We start from the raw sequence: 14,901 nt of genomic DNA, 5'->3' as shown, positions 1-14,901 counted from the left end.
CCGCGTTGGGATTCGTGCGGTGGTTGCGACCTGTCGGTCGGTGCGGAGGGAAGCGGCTTGTCCACCTATCTGTTCCGGCTGGGGAAATGGGCGTTCCGGCGTCGCCGGTGGGTCCTGGCAGTCTGGCTCGCCATCGCGGTGGCCGCCGTCGTCCTCGCCACGGTCAGCGGCGGCAAGACCAACGACACCTTCACCATTCCGGGTACCGAGTCGCAGGACACGACGGACCTGTTGGAGCAGAAGCTGCCCGCGCTCGGCGGCGCGCAGACCCAGGTGGTGTTCGCCGTGAAGAGCCCGGCCAAGGTCACCGACCCGGGCCCGAGCGCCGGCATCGAGGCCGCAATCGCGCAACTGCGGACGGTGCCACAAGTGGCCTCCGTGTCGGACCCGTTCACCGATCAGGGAGTGGCGCCCGACCAACTGGTCGCGCTGGGCTGGGTGCAGTACACGGCGCAGCCGGCGGACGTCGAGGATGCCACTCTGGACAAGCTCGAGGACGCCGTGGCGCCGGCCGAGCAGGCCGGGGTCCAGGTCGAGTACTCGGGCACCGTGTACCCGGGCTGGCGGATCACCCCCTCCGAACTGCCGGAGCTGATCGGTCTGGCGATCGCGCTGGTGATCCTGCTCATCACGTTCGGCGCGGTGGTCGCCGCCGGCCTGCCGATCATCAACGCGATCATCGGTGTGGTGATCGCCCTGATGGGGGTGACCGCGCTCGCGTCGGTGGTGAACATCGCGTCGGCGTCCACGACGGTGGCCATCATGCTCGGTCTGTCCTGCGGGATCGACTACGGGCTGTTCATCCTGTTCCGGCACCGCAACAACCTGATCGGCGGCATGGCGCCGGAGGAGTCCGCGGCTCTGGCCCTGGGCACCGCCGGCAGTTCGGTGGTCTTCGCCGGACTCACCGTGATCATCGCCCTGTGCGGGCTGGCCGTCGTGGGTATCCCGTTCCTGACCCTGATGGGACTGTGCGCGGCGGCGGCGGTGTTGATCGCGTTGTTGATCGCGCTCACCCTGCTCCCGGCGGTCCTGGGCTTCGCCGGTCCCAAGCTCGTGTCGTTCATCGACACGCGGCTGCGGCCCGGACACCACGAGGAGGTCGCGCGGATCACCGCGACCGATCCCGCCCGCACGTTCGGCGCGGCCTGGGCGCGCTTCGTGGTGCGCTTCCGGATCCCGGTCCTGGTCGTCGGGGTCGGCCTGCTGCTCGTGTCGGCGGTGCCCGCGATGAGCATGGAACTGGGGTTGCCCAGCGCCGCCTCGCAGCCCGAGTCCTCCACCGAGCGCAAGGCGTACGACCTGACCGCCGAGAGCTTCGGGCCCGGCTTCAACGGGCCCCTGTTGGTGGTCGCCGACGGGCCCGTCGACCAAAGCGGCGTGACTGCGTTGGTGAACGCGCTGAAGCAGCAACCGGACGTCGTGGCGGCGGGTCCACTCGCTGTCAACAACGAGGTCGCCGTGGTGCGGGTGATCCCCGCCACCGGACCCAACTCCCAGACCACCGCCGACCTGGTGCACCACATCCGGGACAACCGCGCGGCGATCGAGGCCGGCGTCGGCGCGCCGATCCTGGTCGGCGGCAGTACCGCCTCCAACATCGACGTGTCCACGAAACTCCTGGACGCGCTCCCGGTGTTCCTGCTCGTGGTGGTCGGCCTGGCCTTCGTGCTGCTGACCTTCGCCTTCCGGACCATCCTGGTGCCGATCAAGTCGATCCTCGGCTTCCTGCTGTCGGTCGCGGCGGCCTTCGGCGCGCAGGTCGCGATGTTCCAGTGGGGCTGGGGTGAGGACATCTTCGACATCACCCCCACCGAGACGATCAGCTTCCTGCCGATCCTGATGCTCGCGATCATCTTCGGGTTGTCCAGCGACTACGAGGTGTTCGTCGTCTCGCGGATCAAGGAGGACTACACCACCACGGGCGACGCCCGAGGCGCGGTCGCGCGCGGCATCGGGTTGTCGGCGCGGGTGGTGACGGCGGCGGCGCTGATCATGTTCTCGATCTTCGTGGCGTTCATGTTCACCGACGACCCGACCATCAAGGCGATCGGCTTCAGCTTCGCGGTCGGTGTCTTCCTGGACGCCTTCGTGGTCCGGCTGACGCTGGTCCCGGCGACGATGGCGATCGTCCGGGCCAAGCTCTGGTATCACCCGCAGTGGTTCGCCAGGTACGTCCCCGACCCGGACATCGAGGGCAAGCGCCTGGAGGAACGCCTGGCCGGGTCCGCGCCCACCGGCGGCGCGGCGCACTGACACCCGCGAGGCCCGGGCCGACGCTCAGCCCGGCGCGGGTCCTTCGGCGACGTCGTCGCCGCCGATCGCGGCCAGGACCACCGGATCCGAGCACGCGCGGGCGAAGCGCGCGATGCGGTGTTCGATCTCACGCCGGAGCACCACCGTGCCGATGCGATCGGCGAGCGGCGCCAACCAGCGCGGGCGGCAGCCGAAGTTGTAACGCCACACCGCGCGTGTACGGTCCGGTTCGCCCTCGACGGCGGTGAACCGCCAGCCGCCGCCCATCTTCGCGAAGAACCACGATCCCTCGACCATCCGCATGCCCACGTTCGTCGGCGGGTGGTACGAGACGTATTCGCTGATCATCCGAAAGCCCGCGCGGTGCACCGTGAGCGTGCGCACCCCCTTGCCCGGCTCGGTGGCCCCGTCCAGGAAGCGCTGGCTGCGGATGAACGGGTCCCAACGCCTGCGCACCACCCCGGTCGTCTGCGACACGGCGAACGCCGTCGCGGCCGCGACGGGTACCTCCACTGACGCTTCCACCGTGGGCATGACGGTCATCCTGCCAGGGTTACTCGCGAGGCGCCGGGGGAGACGTTCGCCGGAGGCGTCGGCGTCTTTTTCCGCGGAGATGCAACTGACCGACCCCATCCGGGCGTTGATGAACATGACGCACCGTGTTTTTCGGTGGGTCGGACACCCACAGTCAGGAGAGGTCATGCCCGGTCCTTTGATTCTCGGCCGCAGGGCCCCGGTCCCCACCCGAGGCGCGCCCGCGCTGCCCCGGCATCACTACGATCCCGATCTGTGTGTCAACGTCACCCCTGGCGGGACGCTGCTGATCCACGCGGTGGACTCCGGTACCTACACCGGGACGCAGGAGCCCAGGGGATACAAGAAGGATGACTGATCACGACGCGAGCGTCGTGATCGTGGCCACCGAGGAGGATCTGACCGCCGACATGGTGGCGGCGCACCTCCTCGGCGGCCCGGTGGCCCTGCTCCGCCTGGACCCGGGCCGCCTGCGCGAACGTCCTTTGGTGACCGGCCGGTTCGCGGCCGGGCGCTGGCACACCGTGCTCACCTCCGGGCGGGCGACGGTGACGCTGGACGAACGTTGTGCGGTGTATTGGCGCAAACCCACCCGGCCCGACGCGTTCGGCACCGCGGAGGAGCGGTGGCGCGCGGACGAGAACACCACCGCGCTGCTGGGCCTGTTGCGCGCGCAGCCGCTGAAGGTGTGGATCGACGACCCCACGATCGTCGCGGCGTCGCTGCACAAGCCCACCCAACTGGCGTCGGCCGCGCGCGCCGGCTTCGCCGTGCCCGACACGCTGTTCACCAGCGATCCGCACGCGGCCCGCGCGTTCATCGCCGCGCACCGGGACAAGGTCGTGGTCAAGGCGCTCACCCAGCGGCACACCACGTTCATCCCCACCACGCGCATCCGCCTCTCGGACGACCTGAGCGGCATCGCCGGCACCCTGCACTATCTGCAGGCCCTGGTCGAGGACCGGCTGTTCGACGCGCGGGTGACCGTCGTGGACGATCGGGTGTTCACCGCCGCGATCATCACGAAGGGCGCGCTCGACTGGCGGGCGGTGCCGCTGGACGCGTGCGAGTACCGGGCGATCGAGGCGCCGGCGGAGATCGCGAGGGCGTGCGTCGAGCACGTGCGCGACCTCGGGCTGGGCTACGCCGCGCTGGACTTCGTGGTCACCTCGGCCGGATGGACGTACCTGGAGAGCAACTGCGTGGGCGAGTTCGGCTGGATCGAGAGCGCGACCGGGCTGCCGATCTCGGCGGGGCTGGCCCGGGTCCTGCGCGAGGGGCCCGCCCGCCGCGGGATCGTCGCGTGTTGCGCGTCCGCCCGAACGTGAGGATGGGTCCGCTGAATCGAGAGTGCGACCGGGCCGGCGATCCCGGTACGACCGGCCCGGCTCCCACATGCGGGGCCGAAGCACCACAGCGTCGGCGCGTCGGGGGCGTCGGCCAGAATGTGCGGATGGATCCGCTGCTCGTCGCCGCCTTGGAAACCCTCGGCGTCACCGAACGGCCGCGCCCGCTGACCTCGCACCACACCAACGCCTGGCGTGCCGGACAGTGGCGGATCAAGACCGCCGAGGGAGCGGACGTCGCCGCGCTGCATCACGAGGCGCGGGTGCTGACCATGCTGCGCGAGCAGGGCCTTTACCCGGTCGGCGGCAGGCACGGGCACGTGGGCGGCGGGCTGTGGACGGCGGTCGAGTGGCGCCCGGGGGTGACCCTGTGGCGCTGGTGCGAGTCGGCGCGCCGCAACGGGCCGGTTCCGGCGCATCCGTTGCCCCACCTGGCCCGGCGGGCGTTCGCGGCGCTCGGCCGGTTGCACGCGCTGGGCTGGCATCACGGCGACATCCAGCCGATGAACATACTGGTCACCCCGGGAGGCGGGATCGAGTTCATCGACCACGACCTGGCCCACCATCCGGACCGGCTCCCGCTGCCGAATCCCTACCGGGGCGGGATGGACCTCACCACCGCTCCCGAGATAGCCCGGCAACTCCTGGAGACCGGGCCCGGGCAGCACGTGCGCCTGACCGACGCCGCCGAGGTGTACAGCCTGGGCGCCTCGTTCCGGGCAGCCTGGACGGGTACCGCCCCGGCCACCGATCGGGCGATCGGCGGGCGGATCACCGCCGCCGACATCCTGGAGGACATCGCCACCGGAAGACACCGCCCGCCGCTGGAACTGGCACGCCCGTGGCCGGACCCCGACCTGGAGGCGCTGATCGAGGCGACGATGGCACTGGACCCGACCACCCGAGTCAAGGCACTCCCGACGGTGCCGTACCCGGATTGACACGGGGCGCCCGTGTCGCGTTCGCGGGGCCGGAGGCCGGGTGCCGGGTCCCCGCTTGCGGGGTGGACGTCGGGTGCCGGTTCCGCGCCCGTGGGGTGGAGACCGGGTTCCCGATCCCGGCTCGCGGGTGTGAAGGCCGGGCGCCCGTCCCACGCGCGACCCAGGTCGTCGTCATGATCGGGTGACTCCTTCGGGGCGGGGTGGTCGGGGTGAAGGTGGCGGTCAGGCCCGGACGGGCCGGGGGTCGCGAGTACGGCCGCCACCTGTGCCGCGGGCCCGCACACTCACCGAGGCGAGCGCGGCGAGGGCGAACAGCACCGCCGCGGCCTTGAAGGCGAAGGTGTAGCCGTCGGTGGCCGCCTGTTCGGGGGAGGGACCGGCGCCGGTGTGCGCGTCGGCGAGCGAGCTGAACAGGGCGATACCGACGGTGGGGCCCATCAGCATCGTGGTGTTGAACGCGCCGCCTGCCAGCGCGGCCTGAGTGGGCGGCACCCCACGGGTGGCGGCGACCACGGCGGCCGCGGCGGTCAGGCCGATGCCGATCGGCAGGGCGAGCATGGCCGCGAACGGGAGTCCGAGGTAGGCCGCGTCCGGGCTGATCCGGGAGAACAACAGGAAGGCGCCGGCCATCGTGGCCAGACCCAGCGCGGCCGTCCACCGCACGCCCCACCGGGCCACGATCAGCACGCTGCCGGCGCTGACCACGACCAGCATCAGCGTGTACGGGACGAAACCCATCGCCGAGCGCAACGCGGACCACCCCAGCACCCGTTGGAAGTACAGCGACATCAAGAACGCGGCGGTGGAGCCGGCGATCGGCGCGAGCATGCCGGTGGCGAGCGCTGCCACGCGGCGGCGGGAGGCGAGGAAGTGCAGCGGCATCAGGGGCGCCGCGACCTTGTTCTCGGCCACGCCGAACGCCACCAGCAGGACGACTCCGCCGGCCAGCGGCAGCAGCACCGCCGGGTCGAGCCAGCCGTGCGTACCCACCGCGACCAGGCCCAGGCTGAGCACCGCGACACCGCCGGTGACCAGGGCGGCGCCGAGCACGTCCACCCGGCCGGTGACCCGCTCCGGGCCGGTGGGCAGGTACCGGCCGGTGAGGGCGGCGACAACGAAGCCGATCGCCGCGAGCACCACGAACGACCAGCGCCAGGACGCCCAGGTGGCGGTCGCGCCGCCGAGTTGCATGCCCAGCGCCGCGCCCACCCCGGAGAGTCCGCCCCACGCGGCCATCGCCCGGCGGCGGGTGGCGTCGGTCGCGAACACGTCCCCGACCAGGGCCATGGCGGCGGGCGCGGCGAGCGCGGCGCCCGCGCCCTGGAGCAGGCGGGCGGTGATCATCCACGCGCCGCCGGGTACGAGGGCGCCGGCCAGTGACGCGGCGGCGAACAGCGCGGCGCCGGCCCGGAAGGTCTCGCGCCGCCCGCGCAGGTCGGCGACCCGGCCGCCGAGCAGCAGCAGGCCGCTGAACGCCAGCGTGTAGGCGGCGCCGGTCCAGACCAGACCGGAGGAGCCCAGATCGAGGTCGGCGGCGATGTCGGGTCCGGCGGCCGAGGTGATGGTGACCGAGGTGTTGAGGATGGCCTGCACCGCGGCGAGCAGCGCGAAGGCCGCCCCCGTTCGGGCCGGCCGCACGGTCGTCCGGACGTGTTCCATGGCTGATCCCCTTTCCGGAGAGTCGCTCGTCGAGAGGGCAGGCCGCTCGTAGAGCTGAACCATACAGTGCAGTTCAGATGAACTCAACGGTGCGGTTCAGTTGAACCAAACGGTATGGTTTCGATGAGCCGAGCGGTTCGGTTCGCACTCGTTAGACTGCGCGCGACGAACGGAGACGCCACGTGTGGGCAGCCGAGCAGACCCCCAAGCGCATTCCCTCGGGTGATCGGGCCGCGCGCAAGCGCGCGGCGATCCTGGAGGCGGCCACTGAGGCCTTCCTGCGCGAGGGCTATCAGGTGGGCATGGACACCATCGCCGCCGAGGCGGGTGTCGCGAAGGTGACCGTCTACAACCACTTCGGCAACAAGGAAGCCCTGTTCACGGCGATCGTCGGCGAGATCCTGGACCGCGCCCTGGCGGAGTCGACCCGCCTGATCGAGGAGCGGCTCGGATCCTCCACCGACGTCCGGGCCGACCTGGTGGCCATCTGTGAGGCGTGGGTGGCGGGCCACGCCACGCCGGAGGTGCTCACCCTGCACAATGTGGTGATGGGCTCGATGCCGCGCCTGCCCGAACTGGGACGCACCTGGCGCGAGTCGGGACCGGATCGTTTCCACGTGGTGGTCCGCACGGCCCTGGAGGAACTCGTCGAGCGCGGCGAACTCGCGATCGACGACGTGCCGTTGGCCGCGATCCAACTCTCCGGCCTGGTGCTGATGCCACACATCGCCTTCGGCTCCTCCGGCGCCGTGCCCGACGCGGATCTGACCGAGCGGCTGATCACCGGCGGCGTGGACATGTTCCTGGCCCGCTACCGCCCGACGGCGGCCCCGGCCTCTTCCGCCGACTCGGCCCTCTCCGCCGACTCGGCCCTCTCCAACCATCCGGCGCCGGAGTCGCAGGCGCCCTGACCCGGGCCGGGCCGCACGTCGCCCGCCGGGGGTCCCGCCCGCCACCGCGGGACGACGTGGCACGACTCGCCCGAACAGGCCGAACGGACGCACGCGGACCGACTCATCGACCGCGGAGTGGGCGCGACGCGACTCGCCCGAACGGACCGAATGTGAGGCGCGTCACGTGCCGGGCTGATAGGAAGGTTCAGGAGTCCGTTATGTCGGATTCATAACCTTTCGAGGAGGCGTCCTCATGCGCGCCACGTCCGGGAACCCCGCCGAGAGCTCGACCGCCGCCAAGCCGGTCGAAGAACCGACCCCGATTCATATCCTCTGGATCAACGCCGGTCTCAGCTGCGACGGCGACTCCGTCGCGCTGACCGCCGCGATGCAGCCGTCGATCGAGGAGATCGTCACCGGTGCCCTGCCCGGACTGCCGCCGATCGCCGTGCACTGGCCGCTGATCGACTTCGAGTGCGGACCGGTCCAGGGCGCGGACACCTTCATCGAATGGTTCTTCAAGGCCGAACGGGGCGAACTCGAGCCGTTCGTGCTGGTGGTCGAGGGATCCATCCCGAACGAGTCGATCAAGGCCGAAGGCTACTGGAGCGGATTCGGCGACGACCCGGCCACCGGCCAGCCGATCACCACCAGCGAATGGTTGGACCGCCTCGCGCCCAAGGCCACCGGTGTGGTGGCGATCGGTACCTGTGCGACGTACGGCGGCATCCACGCGATGGCCGGCAACCCCACCGGTGCGATGGGCGTACCCGACTACCTGGGCTGGGACTGGAAGTCCAAGGCGGGCCTGCCGATCGTGTGCGTGCCCGGCTGCCCGATCCAGCCGGACAACTTCGCCGAGACGCTGACCTACCTGCTCTACCAACTCGCCGGGTCCGCGCCGATGATCCCGCTGGACGACAAGCTGCGTCCGACCTGGCTGTTCGGCGCCACCGTGCACGAGGGCTGCGACCGCGGCGGCTACTACGAACAGGGCCAGTTCGCCGACGAGTACGGCTCGCCGCTGTGCCTGGTGAAGCTGGGCTGCTGGGGCCCGGTGGTCAAGTGCAACGTGCCCAAGCGCGGCTGGATCAACGGTGTCGGCGGTTGCCCGAACGTCGGTGGCATCTGCATCGCGTGCACGATGCCCGGCTTCCCGGACAAGTTCATGCCGTTCATGGACGAACCGCCCGGCGGCAAGGTCTCCTCGGTCGCCAGCGGCGCGTACGGCCTGGTGATCCGCAAGCTGCGCTCGATCACCGCGAAGACCGTGGACAAGGAACCCAAGTGGCGCCACACCGGTCGTGAGCTCACCACCGGCTACCGCCCGCCCAGGTGAGCGGATCGCCTTCGCGCAGTTCCCGACCCCGCGGCCGACCTCACGCGTGCCGCCGTCCCCACCGCAGAAGGGCACGACACACGATGGCACCCTCGACCAAGACGGCCGCCGATGGCAGCGGCCTGACCGAGATGTCCTGGGATCCGATCACCCGGATCGTCGGCAGTCTGGGCATCCACACCAAGATCGACTTCAAGCAGAAACGGGTCGCCGAGTGTTACAGCACCTCGTCGGTCTTCCGCGGCTACAGCGTGTTCATGCGCGGCAAGGACCCCCGCGACGCGCACTTCATCACCAGCCGGATCTGCGGCATCTGCGGCGACAACCACGCCACCTGCTCGGTGTACGCGCAGAACATGGCCTACGGCGTGAAGCCGCCGCACCTGGCCGAGTGGATCATCAACCTCGGTGAGGCCGCCGAGTACATGTTCGACCACAACATCTTCCAGGAGAACCTGGTCGGGGTGGACTACTGCGAGCGCATGGTCCGCGAGACCAACCCCGGCGTGCTGGATTTGGCCGAACGCACCGAGGCGCCGCACGCCGCCGAACACGGCTACCGCACCATCGCCGACATCATGCGCTCGCTCAACCCGATCGAGGGCGAGTTCTACCGCGAGGCGCTGGCGGTCAGCCGCTACACCCGGGAGATGTTCTGCCTGATGGAGGGCCGGCACGTACACCCCTCCACGCTCTACCCGGGCGGGGTGGGCACCGTCGCCTCGGTCCAGTTGTTCACGGACTACCTGTCCCGACTGATGCGCTACGTCGAGTTCATGAAGCGCGTGGTCCCGCTGCACGACGACCTCTTCGACTTCTTCTACACCGCCCTGCCCGGCTACGAAGAGGTGGGCCGGCGGCGGGTGTTGCTCGGTTGCTGGGGCGCGCTCAACGACCCCGACCACTGCGACTTCACCTACCGCAACATGACCGACTGGGGCCGGCGGATGTACGTCAGCCCCGGCGTCGTGGTCGACGGCAAGCTGATCACCAACGACCTGACCGAGATCAACCTGGGCATCCGGATCCTGCTCGGCAGCTCCTACTACCAGGACTGGGAAGGCCAGGAGCAGTTCGTCACGCACGACCCGCTGGGCAACCCGGTCGACCCGCGCCACCCGTGGAACCAACACACCATCCCCGCACCGCAGAAGCGGGACTTCGAGGGCAACTACAGCTGGGTGATGTCGCCGCGCTGGTTCGACGGTACCGACTACCTGGCCCTGGACACCGGCGGCGGCCCGCTTGCCCGGCTGTGGTCCACCGCGCTCAACGGCCTGGTCGACACCGGCTTCGTCAAGGCCACCGGGCACAGCGTGGTGATCAACCTGCCCAAGTCGATGACCAAGCCGGAGACCACCTTCGAGTGGAAGATCCCACAGTGGAGCAACGCCCTTGAGCGGAACCGGGCGCGCACCTACTTCCAGGCGTACATGGCCGCCATGGCGGTGTACTTCGCCGAGAAGGCGCTCGAGGAGGTGCGCTCGGGCCGGACCAAGACGTGGGAGAAGTTCGAGGTGCCCGACCAGGCGGTCGGTGTCGGCTTCACCGAGGCCGTGCGCGGGGTGCTCTCGCACCACATGGTGATCAGGGACGGGAAGATCGCCAACTACCACCCGTATCCGCCCACTCCGTGGAACGCCAGTGTCCGCGACACCCTGGGCACCCCCGGGCCGTACGAGGACGCGGTGCAGAACACGCCGATCTTCGAGGAGAACTCCCCGGAGAACTTCAAGGGCATCGACATCATGCGGGCCGTGCGCAGCTTCGACCCCTGTCTGCCGTGCGGCGTGCACATGTACCTCGGCGACGGCAAGACACTGCAGAAGCTGCACGTACCCACCGGGCTGAGCGGGCTGAGCGGATGAACGCCGAGCAGACCGGACTGCGGGTCGAGGAGATCCTCACCCGCCTGGACGACGGCGCCGACCCGGGCGTTCGCGCCGGGGCCGAGGAACTGGTCCGCGCCCTGATGGACTTCTACGGCGCCGGTCTGGCCCGACTGGCCGCGCTGTTGCGCGACGCCGACGCGGATCGGCGCGGCGTGCTCGACGACGAACTGGTCACCACCCTGCTCGTCCTGCACGACCTGCACCCCGACGACACGCCCACCCGCGTCGCGCGCGGCCTCGCGGCGCACCCCGAACACCGGGCCGAACTCCTCGACTACGACGAACACAGCCGGACCGTGCGGCTGCGGATCGCCGCCGCGAGCGGCGGCTGTGGATGCGCGAGCGGGGGCGCCCAGGGTTCGCGCGAGGGCGTGGAAGGCCTCCTGGCCGGCTGCGCGCCCGAGATCGAGCGGATCGAGATCGAGGAGATCCCGGCCGCGCCGCCCGAACCCGCGCTGCTCCAGATCGGCATCCGACCGGCCGATCCGGCCCGGGCCGCACGGTGAGCGCGCCACCCCCGACGACCGTGCGGCCGGCGGGTGGGCTGCGCCGATTCCGGCGCCCCACCGGGCCACAGCCGGAACGTTGCGAGCTGTGCGCCCAGGAGGTCGGCGCCGGACACCGCCATCTCGTCGACACCGACGCGCGGGTCCTGGCCTGCGCCTGCCGGGGCTGCGCGATGTTGTTCGAGCGGCGCGGCGCGGCCGGCGGTCGCTATCGGGCGGTGCCCGAGCGCTACCTCGTCGACCCCGAGCACAGCCTGGACGACGGCGCCTGGGACGCCCTGCAGATCCCGGTCGGCCTGGCCTTCTTCCTGCGCAACGCCGCGCTCGACCGGCTGATCGCGCTCTACCCGAGCCCGGCCGGCGCCACCGAGAGCGACCTGGACCCCGAGCAGTGGCAGGCGGTGCTCGGCGAGAGCCGGCTCGCCGGACTGCTGCGCCCCGACGTCGAGGCGCTGCTGCTGCGCCGCACGGACGACGAGAGCGAGTGCTTCCTGGTCCCGATCGACGTCTGCTACGAGCTGGTCGGTCGCATGCGACTGCGCTGGCGGGGCTTCGACGGCGGCGCCGAGGCCCGCGAGGACCTGGCCGCGTTCCTCGCCGACGTGCGCTCGCGTGCGCGGGTGCCGGGAAGGGACGACGCGCCGTGACCGAACTGGACTTCTCCTGCGTCGGCGTGCGCGCGGACGGCTACGCGGCGGGGCCCACCCTGGTCTTCCGGCTGCGGATCACCGCCGCCGAGCAGGCCCGGGTGCACGCGCTCGCGTTGCGCGTGCAATTGCGGATCGAACCGGCCCGGCGCCGCTACGGGACGGCCGAAGGCGACCGGCTGGGCGTGCTGTTCGGGGAGCGTTCCCGCTGGGGCGGCACGCTCCACCCGATCGAGTTCGCCCAGGTGGCGTTGACCGTGCCGGGCTTCACCGCGGAGACCGAGGTGGACCTGGTGGTGCCGTGCACCTACGACATGGACATCGCCTCGTCCCGCTACTTCCACGCGCTGGGCGAGGGAGAGGTGCCGTTGCTGATGCTCTTCTCCGGAACCGCGTTCACCGGCCCGGGCGGTTTCCGGGTGGAGCCGGTGCCCTGGCACAAGGAGGCCGCCTACCGGATGCCGGTCACGGTGTGGCGGGAGATGGTCGAGCAGCACTTCCCCGGCTGCGGCTGGCTGCGACTGCCGCGCGAGGCGATGGACGCGCTGCTCGCCTATCGGGCCCGGCACGCGCTGCCCTCCTGGGAGGCCACGATGCGGGCGCTGCTGGCGACCGCGGAACCGGCCACCGCGGCCGATCGGGTGCTCGGCGTTCCGGGCAACCGCACCGGCGGGTCGGACCGGACCGGCCCCACCGAGGAGAGAGTGCCATGACGCTGTTCGGACTCGCGATCCAGGAGCGGTTCGCCGCCGCGCGACAGATCGCCGACGCCGTGCTGTTCGAGGGCTACGTGCTCTATCCGTACCGGGCCTCGGCCGCCAAGAATCGCATGCGCTGGCAGTTCGGCGTGCTGGTGCCGCCCGCCTGGGGGCAGGGCAGCGGCGAGCACCACGACCAGCGCACGGAGTGTCTGATCGAACCGCGTGCGGACGCGAACCTCTCGATCGAGCTGCGCTTCCTGCACGCCCAGCGGCGCACGGTGCAACAGGTCGGGCCCGACGGCGGGTTCGCGGCGGTGGACGCGCTGGAGCTGCCGGATCGGGTGCTCGTCCCGTGGGACGAGGGCGTCGAGGAACGGGTCGAACTCGTGCTCCCCGTCGCGGCGTCCGCCGGGGCCGGGCTGGTCCTGCCGTTCGATCGGGCCGAGCACCAGGAGACCGAGGACGTCGAACTCGACGGCCGTGTGTGTGGGCGGCTGGTCCGCCGGCGGGCACGGATCGAGGGGGAGATCCGGGTGCGGACCACCGAGATTCCCGGCCCGTACCGCACCCTCAAGCTGACCGTCGAGGTGGCGAACACCAGTGGGTGGAAGCCGGATCCGGGTGTCGACCGGGACGCCGCGCTGCCGTACGCGCTGGTGTCGGCGCATGTGCTGCTGGGTCTGGACACCGGCTCCTTCCTGTCCATGACCGACCCGCCGGAATGGGCCACGGGCGCCGCCGCGTCGTGTGCCAACCTGCGGACCTGGCCGGTGCTGGTGGGGGAGCGGGACGACGTGGTGTTGTCCTCGCCGATCATCCTGGAGGATCACCCGCAGGTGGCCCCGGAGAGCCCGGGCGCGCTCTACGACGCGACCGAGATCGACGAGATCCTCGCGCTGCGCACCTCGGCACTGACCGAGCGGGAGAAGCGCGAGGCCCGTGGCACCGACGCCCGCGCGGGCGCCGCCGTGGACCTGGTCGACTCGCTGCCCCCGGAGGTGTGGGATCGGCTGCACGGCACGGTGCGGGCGCTGCGGGAGAACACCGGGCCGAGCGGGGCGAGCGGGCCGACGACCCTGATCGAACCGGGGGTGCCGGGTGAACAGGGCGAGTCGGGCGAGCCGGGTACCGACCGGCCCTGGTGGGATCCGGCGAGCGACGCCGGGTTCGATCCCGCCGCGGATCGGGTGCTGGTGGACGGGCGCTCGATCGGTGCCGGCAGTCGGGTGCGGCTGCGACCGGGGCCGCGCCGTACCGACGCCCAGGACCTGTTCCTGCACGGTCGGGACGCGCTGGTCGAGGCGGTGCTGCACGACGTGGACGGCGCGGTGCATCTCGCGGTGATCGTGGACGGCGACCCCGGCGCGGACATCCGGCGGGCCCAGGGCCGGTTCCTGTACTTCCAACCGGACGAACTCACCCTCCTGGAGGACGCGTGACCGGCCAGGGCCCGCCGGCCGACCGCGTCGAACGGGTGCTCGTCGCCGGAGTCGGCAACATCTTCCTCGGCGACGACGGCTTCGGGGTGGAGACCGTCGCCAGGCTGGCCGGGCACCCGCTGCCGGCCGGCGCCGAGGTGGTCGACTTCGGCGTACGCGGCGTGCATCTGGCCTACCAACTCCTGGAAGGCTACGAGACGTTGATCCTGGTGGACGCCACCGCGCGCGGCGGCGCACCGGGCACGGTGTACCTGATCGAGGCCGCCGTACCGGGATCGGTCGAACCCGGGGCGGCCCTGCTGGACGGCCACCGGATGGGGCCCGACGCGGTGCTCGCGCTGCTGGGCACGCTGAGCGCGGGTACCGGCGGGACGCCGCCGCGCCGGGTGCTGGTGGTGGGCTGCGAACCCGCCGACCTGGACGAGCGCCTGGGCCTGAGTCCACCGGTCGCGGCCGCAGTGGACGAGGCGGTCGCGCTGATCCTGCGGGTGCTGCGCGGGCAGACGCCCCTGGAACCACCGACCGGCGCGCCGAACGCGCCGGATGCGGTCGATGTCCGACCCGCCGCCGTGGACGCGGCGCGCGGTCCCGAGCCTGGAGAGGTGCCGGCATGCGAAGGATTCTGATCGGCGGAGTGGCCCTGTTCGGGCTTGTCGTGCTCGCGAATCGAGCGGACATCCTGCGCTACGTGCGGATGCGTTCCATGTAGCCCGTTCAGCGACGGGTCCCGGGGCGGAGCCCGGCGCGC

General features: G+C 71.3%; 15 protein-coding genes. 13 read left to right on the top strand and 2 right to left on the bottom strand.

Annotation, left to right across the window (positions count from 1 at the left end; translation table 11 throughout):
* Positions 1-57 precede the first annotated feature (57 nt).
* Complete coding sequence (locus ACIRL2_RS44370) at positions 58-2,256, top strand: MMPL family transporter (protein ID WP_402240350.1); 2,199 nt, start codon at positions 58-60, stop codon at positions 2,254-2,256.
* 24 nt (positions 2,257-2,280) lie between these two features.
* Here the strand turns inward: ACIRL2_RS44370 and ACIRL2_RS44365 are convergent, their stop codons facing one another.
* On the bottom strand, positions 2,281-2,790 hold the full coding sequence (locus ACIRL2_RS44365; protein WP_395873171.1) for a type II toxin-antitoxin system RatA family toxin: 510 nt from the start codon (positions 2,788-2,790) through the stop codon (positions 2,281-2,283).
* Between the two features lie 166 nt (positions 2,791-2,956).
* On the opposite strand from ACIRL2_RS44365, the gene ACIRL2_RS44360 reads away from it, so the two are divergent.
* From ACIRL2_RS44360 to ACIRL2_RS44350, 3 genes are all read left to right on the top strand, one after another.
* Entirely contained in the window at positions 2,957-3,148 is a 192-nt protein-coding gene (locus tag ACIRL2_RS44360; protein ID WP_355541728.1) for a hypothetical protein, read from the top strand.
* A complete protein-coding gene (locus tag ACIRL2_RS44355; RefSeq protein ID WP_331771601.1) occupies positions 3,141-4,118 on the top strand; it encodes a hypothetical protein in 978 nt (325 codons plus the stop codon). Before ACIRL2_RS44360 ends, ACIRL2_RS44355 begins: the two co-directional genes overlap by 8 nt.
* 125 nt (positions 4,119-4,243) lie before the next feature.
* Entirely contained in the window at positions 4,244-5,077 is an 834-nt protein-coding gene (locus tag ACIRL2_RS44350) for a hypothetical protein (RefSeq protein WP_395873172.1), read from the top strand.
* Positions 5,078-5,299: 222 nt separating this feature from the next.
* On the opposite strand, the gene ACIRL2_RS44345 is transcribed toward ACIRL2_RS44350, so the two are convergent.
* Positions 5,300-6,736 (bottom strand): MFS transporter, encoded by a 1,437-nt coding sequence (locus tag ACIRL2_RS44345; RefSeq protein ID WP_395873173.1) that lies wholly within the window; start codon positions 6,734-6,736, stop codon positions 5,300-5,302.
* A gap of 182 nt (positions 6,737-6,918) precedes the next feature.
* On the opposite strand from ACIRL2_RS44345, the gene ACIRL2_RS44340 reads away from it, so the two are divergent.
* The 9 genes from ACIRL2_RS44340 (at position 6,919) to ACIRL2_RS44300 (ending at position 14,862) form a co-directional block, all read left to right on the top strand.
* Complete coding sequence (locus ACIRL2_RS44340) at positions 6,919-7,647, top strand: TetR/AcrR family transcriptional regulator (RefSeq protein ID WP_395873175.1); 729 nt, start codon at positions 6,919-6,921, stop codon at positions 7,645-7,647.
* A 235-nt stretch (positions 7,648-7,882) separates the two neighbouring features.
* Positions 7,883-8,968: a hydrogenase expression protein HypE gene (locus tag ACIRL2_RS44335; RefSeq protein WP_395873176.1), complete on the top strand. Its 1,086-nt coding sequence runs from the start codon at positions 7,883-7,885 to the stop codon at positions 8,966-8,968.
* Between the two features lie 83 nt (positions 8,969-9,051).
* Positions 9,052-10,836 carry a nickel-dependent hydrogenase large subunit gene (locus tag ACIRL2_RS44330; RefSeq protein WP_395873177.1) on the top strand — a complete coding sequence of 595 codons (1,785 nt, stop codon included), beginning with the start codon at positions 9,052-9,054 and terminating at the stop codon, positions 10,834-10,836.
* Positions 10,833-11,366 (top strand): hypothetical protein, encoded by a 534-nt coding sequence (locus tag ACIRL2_RS44325; protein ID WP_402240344.1) that lies wholly within the window; start codon positions 10,833-10,835, stop codon positions 11,364-11,366. The genes ACIRL2_RS44330 and ACIRL2_RS44325 overlap by 4 nt, the downstream gene beginning before the upstream one ends.
* On the top strand, positions 11,363-12,013 hold the full coding sequence (locus ACIRL2_RS44320) for a DUF5947 family protein (protein ID WP_395873180.1): 651 nt from the start codon (positions 11,363-11,365) through the stop codon (positions 12,011-12,013). Before ACIRL2_RS44325 ends, ACIRL2_RS44320 begins: the two co-directional genes overlap by 4 nt.
* Positions 12,010-12,726: a DUF6084 family protein gene (locus ACIRL2_RS44315; protein WP_395873181.1), complete on the top strand. Its 717-nt coding sequence runs from the start codon at positions 12,010-12,012 to the stop codon at positions 12,724-12,726. The genes ACIRL2_RS44320 and ACIRL2_RS44315 overlap by 4 nt, the downstream gene beginning before the upstream one ends.
* Positions 12,723-14,153 (top strand): hypothetical protein, encoded by a 1,431-nt coding sequence (locus ACIRL2_RS44310; RefSeq protein ID WP_402240342.1) that lies wholly within the window; start codon positions 12,723-12,725, stop codon positions 14,151-14,153. Before ACIRL2_RS44315 ends, ACIRL2_RS44310 begins: the two co-directional genes overlap by 4 nt.
* Positions 14,150-14,779 carry a hydrogenase maturation protease gene (locus ACIRL2_RS44305; protein ID WP_395873183.1) on the top strand — a complete coding sequence of 210 codons (630 nt, stop codon included), beginning with the start codon at positions 14,150-14,152 and terminating at the stop codon, positions 14,777-14,779. Before ACIRL2_RS44310 ends, ACIRL2_RS44305 begins: the two co-directional genes overlap by 4 nt.
* Positions 14,764-14,862, top strand: a complete 99-nt coding sequence (locus ACIRL2_RS44300) for a DUF6893 family small protein (RefSeq protein ID WP_395873184.1) — start codon at positions 14,764-14,766, stop codon at positions 14,860-14,862. The genes ACIRL2_RS44305 and ACIRL2_RS44300 overlap by 16 nt, the downstream gene beginning before the upstream one ends.
* The last annotated feature ends 39 nt before the right edge of the window (positions 14,863-14,901 follow it).

This window comes from Embleya sp. NPDC127516 (assembly GCF_044765325.1).
Classification (GTDB): domain Bacteria; phylum Actinomycetota; class Actinomycetes; order Streptomycetales; family Streptomycetaceae; genus Embleya.
The sequence above is the reverse complement of the archived record's forward strand: the minus strand, read 5'-3'. Positions and strand labels throughout refer to the sequence as shown.

Excerpts from the sequence above, each read along its gene's own strand:
- ACIRL2_RS44365 (WP_395873171.1), bottom strand. The coding sequence starts at position 2,790 with ATGCCCACGGTGGAAGCGTCAGTGGAGGTACCCGTCGCGGCCGCGACG.
- ACIRL2_RS44360 (WP_355541728.1), top strand. The coding sequence starts at position 2,957 with ATGCCCGGTCCTTTGATTCTCGGCCGCAGGGCCCCGGTCCCCACCCGA.
- ACIRL2_RS44355 (WP_331771601.1), top strand. The coding sequence starts at position 3,141 with ATGACTGATCACGACGCGAGCGTCGTGATCGTGGCCACCGAGGAGGAT.
- ACIRL2_RS44350 (WP_395873172.1), top strand. The coding sequence starts at position 4,244 with ATGGATCCGCTGCTCGTCGCCGCCTTGGAAACCCTCGGCGTCACCGAA.
- ACIRL2_RS44345 (WP_395873173.1), bottom strand. The coding sequence starts at position 6,736 with ATGGAACACGTCCGGACGACCGTGCGGCCGGCCCGAACGGGGGCGGCC.
- ACIRL2_RS44335 (WP_395873176.1), top strand. The coding sequence starts at position 7,883 with ATGCGCGCCACGTCCGGGAACCCCGCCGAGAGCTCGACCGCCGCCAAG.
- ACIRL2_RS44330 (WP_395873177.1), top strand. The coding sequence starts at position 9,052 with ATGGCACCCTCGACCAAGACGGCCGCCGATGGCAGCGGCCTGACCGAG.
- ACIRL2_RS44325 (WP_402240344.1), top strand. The coding sequence starts at position 10,833 with ATGAACGCCGAGCAGACCGGACTGCGGGTCGAGGAGATCCTCACCCGC.
- ACIRL2_RS44310 (WP_402240342.1), top strand. The coding sequence starts at position 12,723 with ATGACGCTGTTCGGACTCGCGATCCAGGAGCGGTTCGCCGCCGCGCGA.
- ACIRL2_RS44300 (WP_395873184.1), top strand. The coding sequence starts at position 14,764 with ATGCGAAGGATTCTGATCGGCGGAGTGGCCCTGTTCGGGCTTGTCGTG.